At 66.7% G+C, this 16017-nt stretch carries 13 protein-coding genes; 8 read left to right on the forward strand and 5 right to left on the reverse strand.

Features of this window, described 5'->3' with window-relative positions; all coding sequences use genetic code 11:
* Positions 1 to 15 precede the first annotated feature (15 nt).
* The gene (locus JQN66_RS12855; protein ID WP_204675387.1) at positions 16 to 1851 is read left to right on the forward strand and encodes an ABC transporter ATP-binding protein; all 1836 of its coding nucleotides are present in this window, start codon (positions 16 to 18) and stop codon (positions 1849 to 1851) included.
* Entirely contained in the window at positions 1848 to 3656 is a 1809-nt protein-coding gene (locus tag JQN66_RS12860; protein ID WP_204675389.1) for an ABC transporter ATP-binding protein, read from the forward strand. The genes JQN66_RS12855 and JQN66_RS12860 overlap by 4 nt, the downstream gene beginning before the upstream one ends.
* 91 nt (positions 3657 to 3747) lie before the next feature.
* Here JQN66_RS12860 and JQN66_RS12865 read toward each other — a convergent pair whose 3' ends face one another.
* Entirely contained in the window at positions 3748 to 4653 is a 906-nt protein-coding gene (locus JQN66_RS12865; RefSeq protein ID WP_204675391.1) for a phosphoribosylaminoimidazolesuccinocarboxamide synthase, read from the reverse strand.
* 14 nt (positions 4654 to 4667) lie between these two features.
* Complete coding sequence (purD, locus tag JQN66_RS12870; protein WP_204675393.1) at positions 4668 to 5954, reverse strand: phosphoribosylamine--glycine ligase; 1287 nt, start codon at positions 5952 to 5954, stop codon at positions 4668 to 4670.
* A 98-nt stretch (positions 5955 to 6052) separates the two neighbouring features.
* Between purD and JQN66_RS12875 the strand changes: the two genes are divergently transcribed.
* From JQN66_RS12875 to purM, 5 genes are all read left to right on the forward strand, one after another.
* Positions 6053 to 7036: an asparaginase gene (locus JQN66_RS12875; RefSeq protein ID WP_204675395.1), complete on the forward strand. Its 984-nt coding sequence runs from the start codon at positions 6053 to 6055 to the stop codon at positions 7034 to 7036.
* A gap of 67 nt (positions 7037 to 7103) precedes the next feature.
* Positions 7104 to 7484 (forward strand): sterol carrier family protein, encoded by a 381-nt coding sequence (locus JQN66_RS12880; protein ID WP_188948734.1) that lies wholly within the window; start codon positions 7104 to 7106, stop codon positions 7482 to 7484.
* Positions 7485 to 7488: 4 nt separating this feature from the next.
* A complete protein-coding gene (locus tag JQN66_RS12885; protein ID WP_188948733.1) occupies positions 7489 to 7815 on the forward strand; it encodes a hypothetical protein in 327 nt (108 codons plus the stop codon).
* 104 nt (positions 7816 to 7919) lie between these two features.
* Positions 7920 to 9443: an amidophosphoribosyltransferase gene (gene purF / locus JQN66_RS12890; protein WP_204675397.1), complete on the forward strand. Its 1524-nt coding sequence runs from the start codon at positions 7920 to 7922 to the stop codon at positions 9441 to 9443.
* Positions 9444 to 9532: 89 nt separating this feature from the next.
* Complete coding sequence (gene purM, locus JQN66_RS12895; protein WP_204675399.1) at positions 9533 to 10675, forward strand: phosphoribosylformylglycinamidine cyclo-ligase; 1143 nt, start codon at positions 9533 to 9535, stop codon at positions 10673 to 10675.
* Between the two features lie 491 nt (positions 10676 to 11166).
* Here the strand turns inward: purM and JQN66_RS12900 are convergent, their stop codons facing one another.
* A complete protein-coding gene (locus JQN66_RS12900; RefSeq protein WP_239464006.1) occupies positions 11167 to 12087 on the reverse strand; it encodes a Sir2 family NAD-dependent protein deacetylase in 921 nt (306 codons plus the stop codon).
* A gap of 164 nt (positions 12088 to 12251) precedes the next feature.
* Positions 12252 to 12470 (reverse strand): DUF3073 family protein, encoded by a 219-nt coding sequence (locus JQN66_RS12905; protein WP_204675401.1) that lies wholly within the window; start codon positions 12468 to 12470, stop codon positions 12252 to 12254.
* 224 nt (positions 12471 to 12694) lie between these two features.
* Here JQN66_RS12905 and JQN66_RS12910 point away from each other — a divergent pair, with 224 nt between their 5' ends.
* Entirely contained in the window at positions 12695 to 13321 is a 627-nt protein-coding gene (locus JQN66_RS12910) for a septum formation family protein (protein ID WP_204675403.1), read from the forward strand.
* Between the two features lie 101 nt (positions 13322 to 13422).
* Here the strand turns inward: JQN66_RS12910 and clpB are convergent, their stop codons facing one another.
* Positions 13423 to 16014, reverse strand: coding sequence for an ATP-dependent chaperone ClpB (gene clpB, locus JQN66_RS12915; protein ID WP_204675405.1), 2592 nt, complete (start codon positions 16012 to 16014; stop codon positions 13423 to 13425).
* Positions 16015 to 16017: the final 3 nt, after the last annotated feature.

Genomic DNA, 16017 nt, shown 5'->3' on the forward strand with positions numbered 1-16017 from the left:
CGAAAATCTGGGTGAATGCGGGGAATCGTGGCGCAGGGGAAGAGCAGTGGAACCGCTGAGGCCGTTCCGCTGTCAAGAACACTGAAACGGCTTGCACCCTTCGTCAAACCGGTGCTGCCCCGGCTCATCGGCGGATTCTTCTGCGCGCTGGGCGCGGGCATCGTGGCATTGGCCATTCCGCAGGTCCTGGCCAAGCTGGTCAACGACGTCCTCGCTGTCAACGGCGCCTCCGCACAGGTCTGGTACGCCGTCGGCATCATCACCCTGCTCGGCTTCGTCGAGGCGCTGCTGATCTTCCTGCGCCGCCAGTTCGTGCTCAACCCGGCCGCGGGTGTTGAAATGACCATGCGAGTGGGCTTCTACAAGCACCTGCAGCGCCTGCCGGTCGCCTTCCACGAACGCTGGGGCTCCGGGCAGCTGCTCTCGCGCTCGATGTCGGACCTGTCGCTGCTGCGCCGCTGGCTCGCCTTCGGAGCCATGATGCTCATCGTGGACACCGTCACCGTGATCACCGGCCTGGTGCTGATGTTCACCCACTCCTGGATCTTGGGCCTGCTGTTCCTGCTGGGCTCCATCCCGATCGCCATCAAGGCCTACCACTTCCGCAACGACTTCCGCGCGGCCAGCCGGCTGAGCCAGGATCAGGCCGGCGACTTGGCCACCGCGGTGGAGGAATCGGTGCACGGCATCCGCGTGATCAAGGCCTTCGGCCGCGGCCGCGACATCTACGAGGGCTTCAACGAGCAGGCGAAGTCGCTGCAGGAAACCGAGCTGTCCAAGGCCCGCACGCTGGCCAGCTTCCTGCTCACCGTGGTGGCCATCCCCGAAACCATCCTCGGCATCGGGCTGGTCATCGGCATCGCCCAGGTGTCCGCCGGCACCCTGAGCGTCGGTTCGCTGGTCGCCTTCTTCGCCATCGCAGCGGTCATCGCCATCCCAGTGGAAGCCATGGGCATGCTGCTGGGCATGACGCTGAGCACCAAAACCGCCCTGGAGCGCCATTTCGAGGTCATGGACTCGATCAACGACATCACCTCCCCCGAGGCCCCGGTCCGTCCGGCGCAGTACTCCGGCGCGGTGCAGCTGGAGCACGTCCGCTTCGCCTACCCGGACGAGGCCGGCCGCGCCCGCCCCATCCTGGCAGAGATCAACCTGCAGATCCGCCCGGGTGAAACCATGGCGCTGGTGGGCATCACCGGGTCGGGCAAGTCCACGCTGCTGAACCTCGTCCCCCGGTTGCACGATGCCACCGCAGGCACGGTCAAGGTGCACGGGGTCGACGTGCGCGACTGGGATTTGGACGAGCTGCGCACCGAGATCGCCGTGGCCTTCGAGGACACCACCCTGTTCTCCACCACCATCCGAGAGAACGTGCTCATGGGCGCCCCCGGGGACCTGGCTGCCGAGCAGCGCGAGGCCCTGCTGGCCGAGGCGCTGGATGTCGCGCAGGCACACTTCGCCTACCAGCTGGCGGACGGGGTGGACACCCTGATCGGCGAGGAGGGGCTCTCCCTTTCCGGCGGCCAGCGCCAGCGCATCGCCCTGGCCCGCGCCATCGCGGCCCGTCCGCGGGTCCTGGTGCTCGACGACCCCCTCTCGGCGCTGGATGTGCGCACCGAGGAGGCGGTCACCGAACGCCTGCGCAGCGTCCTGTCAGGAACCACCACGCTGGTGGTGGCGCACCGCCCCTCCACCGTCATGCTGGCGGACCGCGTGGCGCTGCTGCGCGACGGGCGCATCGACGCGGTGGGAAGCCACGCGAACCTGCTGAGCACCAACGAACACTATCGCTACGTGATCGCCAGCCTGGATGAGAACGAACCCGAGATCCGATCGGAGGTGGCCCGATGAGCAGGCCCCTGGGCGTCGCCAATGAGGACGCCGTCACCCTCACCGGAGCCGAGCGCAAGGAAGTGCACCGCCGCTCCTTCCGCCTGCTCGCCGCGCTGGCGCTGCCGCAGAAGAAGCTGTTCATCCAGACCATCGTGCTGGTGCTGTTCACCAACGCGGCCCGCGTGCTGCTGCCGATCCTCATTGCGCTGGCGATCGACTGGACGCTGCCCCAGGTGCGCCAGGGCAACTGGGCCGCGCTGGGCCTCACCGGCGGCGCCTACATCGTCTGCGCCATCCTGGCCGGCGTGCTGTTGTCCTGGTACATCAAGTGCGCCGCGAGGATCTCCCAGGCCATGCTGCTGGACCTGCGCCAGAAGGTCTTCCGCCACACCCAGCGGCTGAGCCTGGAATTCCATGAGAGCTACACCTCCGGGCGCATCATCTCCCGCCAGACCTCCGATCTGGAAACCCTGCGCGAGCTGCTGGACCAGGGCGTCTCCGAGCTGGCCTCCTCCTGCGTATTCATCGTCTTCACGTTGATCTCCATCTTCGCGCTGGACTGGCGTTCCGGCGTGGTGGTCTGCATCGCGGTGCTCCCGGTGGCCGTGCTGTTCCACTGGTACCAGAGCCGCTCCGAGGTGCTCTACCGCGAATCCCGGGTGGTCTCGGCCAGGGTGATCTCCACCTTCGTGGAAACCATGACCGGCATCCGAGCGGTCAAGGCCTTCCGCCGCGAGCGCGCCAACGACGCGAACTACGCGGACATCGCCGGGCAGTACCGGGACAACAGCGTGCGCTCCTTCAACCTCTTCGGGGTGCTGCAGCCTGGGCTGGTGCTGATCGGCAACCTCACGGTCGCCGCGCTGCTGGCCTACGGCGGGTTCCGCATCATCGACGGCACCCTGGCCGTGGGCGTCATGGTCGCGATCCTGCTGGCCGCCAAGCGCGTCTTCCAGCCCATGGACGAGATCGCCATGTTCTACTCCTCGCTGCAGTCCGCCACCGCGGCCCTGGAGAAGGTCTCCGGCCTGCTGGAGGAAGAGCCCACGGTCCGCGAGCCGCGCTCACCACGCAGCATCGACCGGGTCCGCGGAGAACTGGTCTTCCAGGACGCGGTGTTCGGCTATGGCGACGGGCCGGTGGTCATGGACCGTTTCGACCTGAAGATCGAAGCCGGCCAGACCGTCGCCGTGGTCGGCCAGACCGGGGCCGGCAAGTCGACGCTGGCCAAGCTGATCGCGCGCTTCTACGACCTGCGCTCCGGAAGCCTTGAACTGGATGCGGTGCCGATCAGCGAACTGTCCAACATCGAGCTGCGCCGGCACGTGGTGATGGTGATGCAGGAGGCGTTCCTGTTCTCCGGGACGGTGACGGAAAACATCGCCCTGGGTCGCCCCGGCGCGTCGCTGGAGGAGATCCACGACGCGGCGCGCGCCGTCGGCGCCCACGAATTCATCCTGGACCTGCCCGACGGCTACGACACCGACGTGAACAAGCGCGGCGGCCGGGTGTCGGCGGGGCAGCGCCAGCTGATTTCCTTCGCCCGCGCCTTCCTGGCCGACCCGGCGGTGCTGATCCTGGACGAGGCCACCAGCTCGCTGGACATCCCCTCGGAGCGCGCGGTGCAGCACGGCCTGCAGACCCTGCTGGGCAACCGGACCGCGCTGATCATCGCCCACCGCCTGTCCACGGTGCAGATCGCCGACCGGGTGCTGGTGGTGCACGACGGGAAGATCGTGGAGGACGGCAGCCCGGAAGAGCTGATCGCCGCCGAGGGCCGCTTCGCGGCGCTGCACCAGGCCTGGCTGGACTCGCTGGTGTAGCCGGCGGGCAAGGACTCCCGGGCCTGCCTGAATAGGACAGCCTCGCGCACCGGGCTAACGGTGTGCGGGGCTGTCCTGTTGAGCGTCGGGGCTAGGCGGCGAAGGTGCGCCCGGTCAGCCGCTCGTACGCCTCGATGTAGCGCGCACGGGTCTTTGCGATGATCTCCTCCGGCAGCGCAGGTGGCTGCTCGCCAGAGTTCTTGTCCCAGCCCGAGGCCTCGGAAGTCAGCCAGTCGCGGACGAACTGCTTGTCGAAGCTGGCCTGGGCCTGGCCCGGCGCGTAGTGCTCGGCATCCCAGAAGCGCGAGGAATCCGGGGTCAGCACCTCGTCGCCCAGGGTGATCTGGCCGGTGGCCGGATCTTCGCCGAACTCGACCTTGGTGTCGGCCAGGATGATGCCGCGCTCGCGCGCGATCTTCTCGGCCTGCTCGTAGAGCGCCACGGTCTGCTCGCGCAGCGCTTCGGCGACCTCGGCGCCCACGCGGTCCACGGTCTGCGCGAAGGAGATGTTCTCGTCGTGCTCGCCCACCTCGGCCTTGGCCGAAGGGGTGAACAGCGCCGGCTCCAGGCGCGAGCCGTCCACCAGCCCGGCAGGCAGCGGCAGCTCGCACACGGTGGAGGACACCTTGTATTCGGCCAGCCCGGAACCGGTCAGGTAGCCGCGGGCAATGCACTCGATCGGGTACATGTCCAGCTTCTTGCAGACCATTGCGCGTCCTGCCACCTGGGCAGGCACCTCGGTGGAGATCACGTGGTTGGCGAAGTCGCCCAGCTGCTCGAACCACCACAGGCTCAACTGGGTGAGCACCTTGCCCTTGTCCGGGATTTCGCTGGTCAGCACGAAGTCGTAGGCGCTGATGCGGTCCGAGGCCACCACCAGCACGCGGTCGGTGTCCTGGAAGCTGACGCCCGCCGGAATGTAGAGGTCGCGCACCTTGCCCGAGTAGAAGTGGTCCCAACCCTCAAGGGCGAGCACGTCGGTCTGGAATCCTGCCATGAATCTGTAGTCCTCTACTTGCTTTCGTTTGCAACGACAATCTCGCCGCGTTCTGCCTTCAGTGCGATGTCGCTGCGCGACTGGGCACCGGGCCAGCTGATTTCGGCCACGCCGGCATACGCCGCCGCGCGCGCCGCCGACAGGTCGTCGCCCAGTCCGACGACGGCCAGCACGCGGCCGCCGGCCACGGTGATGTTGCCCTGCTCGTCTCCGGCGGTGCCGGCGTGCATGACATGCACGTTCTCCAGTCCGTTGGCCGCTTCCAGGCCGGCGATGGCCGCGCCCTTGACCGGGGTGTCCGGGTAGTTCTCGGCGGCGATGACCACGTCCACCGCGGTCTGCTTGGACCACACCAGCTGCTCGGTGTCATCGAGCTTGCCCTGGGCCGCGGCCAGCAGCACGCCGCCCAGCGGGGTCTTCAGCCGGGCCAGCACGGCCTGGGTCTCGGGATCGCCGAAGCGGGCGTTGAACTCGATGACGCGGATGCCGCGCTTGGTGATGGCCAGGCCGCAGTAGAGCACGCCGGTGAACGGGGTGCCGCGCTTCTCCATCTCGCGCAGGGTCGGGTAGGCCACGCGTTCCATGACCTCTTCCGTGAATCCCTCGGGCAGCCAGTCAAGTGGCGAGTAGGCGCCCATGCCACCGGTGTTCGGACCCTCGTCATTATCGAAGATGCGCTTGAAGTCCTGGGCCGGGGACAGCGGCACCGCATGCTTTCCGTCGCAAATGACGAACAGCGAAACTTCCGGGCCGTCCAGGAATTCCTCGATGACCACGGTGCCGCCGGCGGCGAAGCAGGCCTGGGCATGGGCCAGCGCCTCGGCGCGGTCGGACGTGACCACGACGCCCTTGCCGGCGGCCAGGCCGTCGTCCTTGACCACGTAGGGTGCGCCGAATTCGTCCAGCGCGCGGGCGGCCTCGTCGGTATTCGTGGCGACATGCGCCATGGCGGTGGGAACCTGGGCCGCGGCCATGACGTCCTTGGCGAAGGCCTTGGAAGCTTCAAGCTGCGCGGCGGCCTTGGTCGGCCCGAAGACCGGGATACCCGCCTCGATCAGCGCGTCGGCCACGCCGGCTGCCAGCGGGGCTTCCGGGCCGACGACGACCAGGTCGCTGGACAGCTCGCGGGCCAGCGAAACAACTGCCGCCGGATCCTGGGCATCGATCGCGTGGGTGGTGACGTCCTGCGCGATGCCGGCGTTGCCGGGTGCGCAATGGACCTCATTGACATAGGGGTCTGCACTCAGTGCTCGGACAATTGCGTGTTCGCGGCCGCCTGGGCCAATAACCAGTACCTTCACATGCCAAAGTTTACCGGAGATGCCCGCTCCCCCAGGCTTGTGTGACCGGGCCCCGCCATACGCCCGGGCCGGGCAGTACAGGATCTAGACTGGCAGGCATGGAACTTGGTCTTGAGTTGTCAGACTGCGCCGAACTGGTGCGCATCACCCGCAACGGCATGGTCGAATCCCGCCATCTCGGCGTGGCCGTGGTGCTCGATCCCTCCGGGCAGGCGGTGGCCGAGCTGGGCAACCCGCAGGCGCGGATCTTCCCGCGCTCCGCGCTCAAGCCCTTCCAGGCCATCGGCTCGCTGCGCGCCGGGGCGAAGCTTTCTCCCCAGGGCACGGCCCTGGCCTGCGCCAGCCACCTGGGAACCTTCCGGCACCAGCGCATCGCCGGGGAAACGCTGGAAACTGCAGGGCTGGATGCCGCCGATCTGCAGTGCCCCAGTGCCTGGCCGGGCGATGGCGCCACCCGGACCAGCATGATCTTGAACCGGCAGCATGCCAATAGGCTGGCGTTCAACTGCTCGGGCAAGCATGCGGCTTTCCTGAACGCCGCGGTCCTTGCGGGCGCCCCAAAGAGCTCGTACCTCGCGCCCGAGCACCCGGTGCAGCGTGCGGCGCTGGCGGCCATGGAGGAATTCTGCGGACCGATCAGCTTCGTGGGCGTCGACGGCTGCGGCGCTCCTGCCCCGCAGATGTCGCTGCTGTCGCTGGCCCGGGGATTCCGCCAACTGGTGCTGTCCCGGGACGTCCACGCCCAACAGGTCGTGCATTCGATCCGCGAGAATCCCTGGGCCATCCGCGGCGAGGGATCGGCCAACACCCTGGTGGTCGAGCGCACCGGCATCATCGCCAAGCTCGGCGCCGAGGGCGTGCTGGCCATGGGAACCCCTGCCGGATACAGCGTGGCGCTGAAAATGCTCGACGGTTCCCCGCGCGGCACCGATCTGCTGGCACTGGACCTGTTGGCCTCCGTCGGAGCGCTGGGCGAACTCGACCACCGCTGGCTCCGGCAGGCCTTGACGCCTGAACCCCCGACCCCCGGGGCCAGGGCTGCTGGATTAGAGTTGGCGGGTAGGGATTTCCCCGGATGCTAGCGGCCGTGGCGCCGCGCCCGGGAACAAACATGGCGGAAAACCGTCATCGAGCGAAGGAACCGGATCCATGGCCATCAAGCGGCGCATCAACGAAGCCGACGGGCGTTCGGCGCTCAGGGAATGGGTTAATTCGTTGCAGGCCGAAGCCTCGCCGTCGCGCCCGGTGCTCGCCATGGCGGTGCGCTTCACCCTTGAAGAGCTCGCCTCGCGGGCCGAGGGGAACTCGGTGGAAGTACGCGTGCCGCCCTTCGGTGTGACTCAGTGCATACCCGGCCCCCGGCATACCCGCGGGACCCCGCCGAATGTGGTCGAAATGCCAGCCGATCTCTGGCTTCGCCTGGCAACAGGGAAGCTCGACTGGGCACAAGCCCTGCAAAGTGGGCAATTGCACGCCTCGGGACTTAGGGCAGACTTGTCGGCACATCTTCCCCTGATTGAGTACCCTTAAGGGTATGGAGCAACACCCCGCCACCCCGTCGTCTGCTGATCAGCCCATTGAAGTCCAGGTTCACGCATCACCGAAGTTCTGGCCTTTTGTCTTGACGTTCCTTGTCGTAGGTGCGTTGGTGGGTCTGATTGTCGGCCTGATTGGCGAGCCGTCCGAGGAATATTCACGCGCATCGGCCTCCGGGTTCTTTGCCATGTTCTGCGGCGGCTTGGGCGTAGGTATCGGCGCCGTGGTCTATGTGATCGTTGATCGCGTGACCATGCGCAAATCCAGCAAGCATCTGGCGGTTCCTCTGGCCGAGGACACCGACTCCAGCGGACCACAAGGCTAGGCAGCCCTTCCCCTTCCCAGGAAGGCAGGCGGCCGCGCACCTGGCCGCCACCCACCACATATTTGGTCGGTGTCGACCTCTGAGAAACATGAGAGAATAATTACATGGCGCGTGGCGATGGATTTCTAAATCACGACCTCCTTCCGGGCGAGAAGGGGCCGCAGGATGAATGCGGCGTCTTCGGTGTCTGGGCTCCGGGCGAAGAAGTCGCGAAGCTGACCTATTACGGTCTATATGCACTGCAGCACCGAGGCCAGGAATCCGCTGGCATTGCAACCTCCGATGGCGCACGCATCAACGTCTACAAGGACATGGGTCTGGTTTCCCAGGTCTTCGACGAGAACACCCTGAACTCCATGACCGGCCAGCTGGCCATCGGCCACTGCCGCTACTCCACCACCGGTTCCAGCCACTGGGCCAACGCGCAGCCGACCCTGGGCCCGACCACCACGGGCACCGTGGCCCTGGCCCACAACGGCAACCTGACCAACTCCGCAGACCTGGCCGAAATGGTCCGCATCAAGCAGCTCGCCGAAGGCGGCAAGGTCCGCGGCGAACTCGCCCAGGGCAACACCACCGACACCGCGCTGGTCACCGCGCTGCTGGCCGGTTCCGAAGGCCAGAGCCTCGAGGACACCGCGCTGGAGCTGCTGCCGAAGATCGAAGGCGCCTTCTGCTTCGTCTTCATGGACGAGGACACCCTCTACGCCGCCCGCGATCCGCACGGCATCCGCCCGCTGGTGCTCGGCCGCCTGGACCGCGGCTGGGTTGTCGCCTCCGAGCAGCCTGCGCTGGCCACCGTCGGCGCCTCCTTCATCCGCGAGATCGAGCCGGGCGAACTGATCGCCATCGACGCAAACGGCGTGCGCTCCACCCGCTTCGCGGAGGCGACCCCCAAGGGCTGCGTCTTCGAATACGTCTATCTGGCCCGCCCGGACGCCACCATCGCCGGCCGTTCGGTGTACGAATCCCGCGTGGAAATGGGCCGCCAGCTGGCCCGCGAGAACTCCGCCGACGCGGACATCGTGATCCCGGTGCCGGAATCCGGCACCCCGGCGGCCATCGGCTACGCCGAGGAATCCGGCATCCCGTTCACCCACGGCTTCGTGAAGAACGCCTATGTGGGCCGCACCTTCATCCAGCCCTCGCAGACCCTGCGCCAGCTGGGCATCAAGCTCAAGCTCAACGCCCTGGAGACCGTGCTGCGCGGCAAGCGCGTGGTCGTGGTCGACGACTCGATCGTCCGCGGCAACACCCAGCGCGCCGTGGTGCGCATGCTGCGCGAAGCCGGCGCCGCCGAGGTGCACGTGAAGATCTCCTCCCCTCCGGTGAAGTGGCCCTGCTTCTACGGCATCGACTTCGCCACCCGCGCGGAGCTGATCGCCAACGGCGCCGCCGTGGAGGAAATCGGCAAGTCGATCGGCGCCGACTCGCTGGCCTACATCTCCGAAGACGGCATGATCGAGGCCACCCGCCAGCCGCGCGAGCGCCTGTGCACCGCCTGCTTCACCGGCGACTACCCGATCGAGCTGCCCTCGGCCGAGCGCCGCGGCAAGAACCTGCTGGAAGCGGCCAACCAGGCCGGCTGCGAACCGGGCCCGGACTCCGAGCTCGAAGCAACCCTCTAGCCCACGCCCGAGTACCCCCGCAACCCACCTCGTTGCAAGCGCACCGGAGCACAGCTACGGTGTCCACGACAGAAAAGGAACCCTCTGCCATGAGCGGCACGCAAGATCAGCCCACGTCCATCACCTATGCCGGTGCAGGTGTAGACGTCGAAGCCGGCGACCGCGCGGTCGAGCTGATGAAGGGCGCGATCAAGGCGACCCACACCCCCGGCGTTGTCGGCGGCGTCGGCGGCTTCGCAGGACTCTTCGATGTCTCCTTCCTCACCGGCTACAAGAAGCCCTACCTGGCCACCTCCACCGACGGCGTGGGCACCAAGGTCGCCATCGCCCAGAAGCTGGACATCCACGACACCATCGGCCAGGACCTGGTCGGAATGGTCGTCGACGACATCGTGGTGGTCGGCGCCAAGCCGCTGTTCATGACCGACTACATCGCCACCGGCAAGGTCGTCCCGGAGCGCATCGCTGACATCGTGCGCGGCATCGCCGAGGGCTGCAAGCTGGCCGGCACCGCGCTGGTGGGCGGCGAAACCGCCGAGCACCCGGGACTGCTGGCCGAGGACGAGTACGACGTGGCCGGCGCCGCCACCGGCGTCATCGAGGCCGACCAGCTGCTCGGCCCGGAGCGCGTGAAGGCCGGCGACGTGGTCATCGGCATGGCTTCCTCCGGCATCCACTCCAACGGCTACTCGCTGGTGCGCCGCGTCATCGCCCACGCCAAGTGGGAGCTTGACCGCGAGGTCGCCGAGTTCGGCCGCACCCTGGGCGAGGAGCTGCTGGTTCCGACCCGCATCTACACCAGCGCCTGCCTGGATCTGGTCGACGCCCTGAACGACGGGGAGAACTTCGGAGTGCACGGCTTCAGCCACGTCACCGGCGGCGGCCTGGCCGCCAACCTGGCCCGCGTGCTGCCGCAGGGCCTGATGGCCCGCGTGAACCGCTCGACCTGGTCGCTGCCGGCGGTCTTCTCCACCATCGCGCAGCTGGGCAACGTGCCGCAGGCCGACCTGGAGCGCACCTTGAACCTGGGTGTGGGCATGGTCGCCGTCGTGGATCCGGCCGTGGCCGACCGCGCGGTGGAACTGCTCAACGCCGCAGGCATGGGCGCCTGGGTCATGGGCGAGGTCGATGTGCTCGATCCATCCGCTTCCGCCGCGGGTCTGGACTTCGTCCAGGGCGCCAAGGGCGTGGACGGCGGCGCGGTGCTGCTGACCGGCAGCTACGCCAAGTAGTCTTCCAAAGCTCACCCCCGGGATGCCGGCCGACAGGCTGGTGTCCCGGGGGTTTTGCGTTCCCGGCGCAGGGCCGCCGGCCGCGGATCTCACCGGCGGCTCCGCCAGTTGTGAGCGGCGGGATCCCGAAGGCGCGTCCGGAACGACCGTCTCGTCCTTCAGGCCTTCGCAGGTGCACAGGTCAGGTACCGAGCCGAAGCCCCTGACGGGCCTCGGGATTTCCGCACCCGCCCGGCCCAGGCAAAGAGCTGATCTGCCCGACGCGGGGCGAACGCCGCGCAGCGGAGCACAATGCGTCAACACCCCGTGAGCCGCCCTGACGGACCGCAGATTCACGGCTCAGAAGCAGGACACGAACTCCAGCAGCACTCGCGGCCTGAGCGTGAAAACCGTGCCACGGCACTTGAGCAATATCTTCGCCACGCTCGATGTGGGCTCGCGTACAGCCGCAGCAGCGTGGGCCTTGGCGCGCACTCTGATGCAGCCGTCGGCTAGAGCAGCTGCGCCATCGCGCGTTCCAACGGCACCCGCCAGCGCCAAGTGGCCTTCTGCTCGCCACGGACGTGCCCGTTGGTGATCAATGCGACAGGCAGCCCCAGCTTCACGAAATCAAGCAAGATGCGGTAGCCGCTCATCACCGCCAGCGAGGAGCCGAGCACCAGCAACGAGGTGGACTCGGCCTGCAGCTGCGCCATGGCCTCCTTGCGGGCGGGCGGGACGCTCTCGCCGAAGTACACGACATCGGGTTTGAGCACCAGCGACCCGCAGTTTTCGCAGGCGACCATGTTGAACTGTTCCACCAGGTACTGCGGCAGCTCCACGTCCCCGTCCGGGTTGACCGCCTCGGGATCGATTTCCACCGATTCCAGATAGCCTTCGTTGGCCGCCTGCAGCCGCGCATCGAAGTGCAGCCGGTCTTCGGCATGGCCGCAGTCCAGGCAACGCACGATCGACAGGTCGCCGTGCACCGGGATCACGCGCCGGGATCCGGCCTGCTGGTGCAGCCCGTCGACGTTCTGGGTGATGATCCCGTTGATCCGCCCCTCGCGTTCCCACTGGACCAGGCGCCGGTGGATGCCGTTGGGTTCGGCATTTCCCATGTGCCGCCAGCCCACGTAGCCTCGCGCCCAGTAGCGCTGGCGGGCCTGGGGGCGGTAGCGGAACTCCTGGAAGGTCATCGGGCGGTGGCGTTGCAGCGAGCCGTTGGGGCCCCGGTAGTCGGGGATGCCCGAATCCGTGGAAACGCCGGCCCCGGTGACGACCAGGACCTTGCCCTGATCCAGCATCGACTGCACCCCGTCCCGGGCTTCGCCCTCCGCAGACGCCTCGGCCTGTTGCTCCACGATGCGCTGCATGGATCGGATCGCCGAGTGGTGCGCCATCTGGATCGAAAGTTCCTCGGGCGTGCTCATAATCGACCTTTCAAGGTTCCGGGTACGACAAAGGCCGCAGCGACCTCAAAGCTAATTTAGCTTATTCGCTGCGGCTTATCGTAAAAATGTATTAAAGAGCTGTACCACTTACTGCACAGGTGTGGCACCCCGAGCAAAAAGAATCCCGGTAAACGTCGACGACCTTAGTCGTCTTCGTCTTCTCCCGAATACTTCTTAGTCAACTCGTCGTAATCCGAATAATCGTCGTCATACGATGAATCATTACGCTCAGTGTCCCGAGCATGACGATCGGAGGGCACACCCAACTCGCGTTGGAGTGCCGAAAGGTCCGTCGAGGGCGAGTAGTACTTAATGTCTCGCGCTTGACGCTGTGCTTTAGCCTTTTGACGGCCGCGCCCCATGGCGTGACCCCCTCTTTTCAGTAGAGTCGGGAGGTGGTCCACCTAATAGATGGAGGCCCCCGAATATGTGATCAGTTCTTTCGTAATTAAAGGTTAACACGATTCCACGGCGAGCGCTGAACGCAACACCGGCCAGACCCGCTAGACTGGCGATTAGTCCAACGACTATTTTATGAGTAGTTGCCGTTCTCGCCCGATCCGCTGACGAAGGAGCCCATCAGGTGGTGGATAAGAACCTCCCGGAGCCGCAGGCCGCACTGCCTCCGTTGCGCCCGGAACCGGAGAAACCCAAGCGTCAGATCGGGCAGTGGTTCCTGCTGGCCGCCGCGGTCATCGCCTTGGCGGCCGCCGTGGTTTTCGTTGTGCTCAGAATCATCGATCCGCCGCCTTCGCCACAGGCGAACAACGTGCAGCGCAATGAGGCCCCCGGATTGGACGGGGTCATCGCCGAGAACATGCCGCCGGAGCAGCTGTTGCTCGGAGACTGCCTGCGCGGCTTCACCACGCCGCTGGATCCGCAGACCGTAGTCACCTGCGATTCCTCCCACAACGCACAGCTGATCGGCAGCTTCGAACTTGAAGGTGCCCCCGAGGCCCCATATCCCGGAGCGGACCAGCTGCTGACCCAGTCCGAAGACCTGTGCAAGTCGGTGTCGCTGGACCCGAGCGCGGGGATCGACTCGACCTGGACCTATCATTTCTCCCGTCCGTCGAAGGCTACCTGGGAGAAGGGCGACCGGGTGGTGTCCTGCTTCCTGAGCTTGACCGACGGCAACGTGCGTAGTTCCCTGCTTCCGGCCTCGGATGATGCAGGAAGCCCAACCCCGAGCCCATCGAAAGACAACGCCTGAGACAGGCGCCGGCGCTGCTGCGCCGGCGCCGGGTAGCAGGAATGCGGTGTGAGGACCTGAAAGTCTTCACACCCCATTCCTTTGCTCACGGCCCGTGGACGCTAGCCGTTGGCGCGTCCCACAGCCAGCCGGTCGTTGCCCTCATCCAGCGTGACCGAGACGGTATCCCCGTCCTGGACCTCGCCGGCCAGGATCTCCTTGGCCAGCCGGTCGCCGATCTCGCGCTGCACCAGGCGGCGCAGCGGGCGGGCGCCGAAGGCCGGGTCGTACCCGGTCAGGGCGAGCCATTCGCTGGCGGCCGGATCCACTTCGAGGGTCAGACGGCGTTCGGACAGTCGTTCGGACAGCTGGTCGATCTGCAGCTTGACGATATTGCCCAGCTCGTCGATGCTCAGCGGGTCGAACATGATGACCTCGTCCAAGCGATTCAGGAACTCCGGCTTGAACGACGCATTGACCACGTTCATCACCGCGGCCTTCTTGGCTTCGGCGTCCAGGGTCTGATCCACCAGGAACTGGGAGCCCAGGTTGGAGGTCAGGATCAGGATGGTGTTCCTGAAGTCCACCGTGCGCCCCTGTCCATCGGTCAGCCGCCCGTCATCGAGCACCTGGAGCAGGATGTCGAAGACTTCAGGATGGGCCTTCTCGACTTCATCGAGCAGGATCACGGAGTACGGCCGGCGGCGTACCGCTTCGGTGAGCTGCCCGCCCTCTTCGTAGCCGACGTAGCCCGGAGGGGCGCCGACCAGTCGCGAGACGGAGTGCTTCTCCGAGTACTCGGACATGTCGATGCGGACCATGGCGCGCGGGTCGTCGAAGAGGAAATCGGCCAGGGACTTGGCCAGCTCCGTCTTGCCTACGCCGGTGGGGCCGAGGAACAGGAAGGAACCGGTCGGGCGGTTCGGGTCCGCGATGCCGGCCCGGGTGCGGCGCACCGCATCCGAAACCGCTGCCACGGCCTGCTTCTGGCCCATCAGGCGCTGCCCGATGATCTGCTCCATGTCCAGCAGCTTCTGGCTCTCGCCCTGGAGCATGCGTCCGGCCGGGATGCCGGTCCAGGCGGAGATCACCTCGGCGATATCATCCGCGGTGACCTGGTCGGCCACCATGGTGTGCGCCTTGGCCCCGTGCTCCTCGGCCGCCGCGGCGGCTTCCAGCTCCTGCTGAAGGGTCGGGATCTCTCCGTAGAGCAGGCGCGAGGCCTTCTCCAGGTCGCCTTCGCGCTGGTACTTCTCCGCCTCCGAACGCAGTTCATCCAGCTTGACCTTCAGGTCGCCGACGCGGTTCAGTCCGGCCTTCTCCGCTTCCCACTGCGAGTTCAGTGCGTCGAGCTTCTCCGTCTTGTCGGCCATGTCCTTGCGCAGGGCGTCGAGGCGTTCCACCGATGCGGGATCGGTCTCGTCGCTCAGCGCCAGCTCCTCCATGGTCAGGCGGTCGACCTCGCGACGCAGCTCGTCGATCTCCTCCGGAGCGGAGTCGATTTCCATGCGCAGCCGGCTGGCGGCCTCGTCGACCAGGTCGATGGCCTTGTCCGGCAGTTGGCGCCCGGAAATGTACCGATTGGACAGCGCCGCGGCGGCAACCAGCGCGGAGTCCGCGATGGACACCTTGTGGTGCGCTTCGTAGCGCTCCTTCAACCCGCGCAGGATGGCGATGGTGTCATCCACGCTCGGCTCCCCCACATACACCTGGGCGAAGCGGCGTTCCAGGGCCGGGTCCTTCTCGATGTTCTCGCGGTACTCGTCCAGAGTGGTGGCGCCGATCAGGCGCAGCTCGCCACGGGCCAGCATCGGCTTGAGCATGTTGCCGGCGTCCATGGCGCCTTCCGAAGCACCGGCGCCGACCACGGTGTGGATCTCGTCGATGAAGGTGACGATCTGGCCATCCGAGGCCTTGATCTCCTCCAGCACCGCCTTCAAGCGCTCTTCGAACTCACCGCGGTACTTGGCGCCGGCGACCATGGCGCCCAGGTCAAGGGAGATCAACGTCTTGCCGCGCAGGGATTCCGGAACGTCGCCGGCGATCATGCGCTGGGCCAGCCCCTCGACCACTGCGGTCTTGCCGACACCCGGCTCGCCGATCAGCACAGGGTTGTTTTTGGTACGGCGCGAGAGCACCTGGACCACACGGCGGATTTCGCGGTCGCGGCCGATCACCGGATCCAGCTTGCCGGAGCGGGCCAGGGCGGTCATGTCGGTGCCGAACTTCTCCAGCGACTGGAAGGTGGCCTCGGGGTTGGGGTTGTCGACCTTGCGGTCTCCGCGAATGGTGGGCAGGGTGCCCACCAGCAGGTCGCGGGTGGCGCCCAGCTCGCGCAGCGCCTCGCCGGTCTTGGTCTGGTCGCTGGTCAGCGCGATTAGCAGGTGCTCGGTGGACACGTAGGTGTCCCCCATCTCCGTGGCGGCCTCCTGGGCATTGTTCACGACCTGGAGCAGCTGGCGGGAGAACTGGGCCTGGGCCACAGAGGACCCGGAGCTGGAAGGCAGTGCCTTGATGAGCGAGCTGGCCTTCACCGAAAGCGCGTCGACATCCAATCCTGCAGTCTTCAGCAGGGCCACCGCGACCGAGTCGCGCTGGTCCAGCAACGCCTTGAGCAGGTGTGCAGGTTCAATCTGCGGATTGCCTGCGGTGGATGCATTCATTCCGGAGGCCGATAGTGCCTCTTGGCTCTTGGTAGTGAGTTTGGTGTCCACGCG

The organism is Glutamicibacter protophormiae (assembly GCF_016894325.1).
Classification (GTDB): Bacteria; Actinomycetota; Actinomycetes; order Actinomycetales; family Micrococcaceae; genus Glutamicibacter; species Glutamicibacter protophormiae.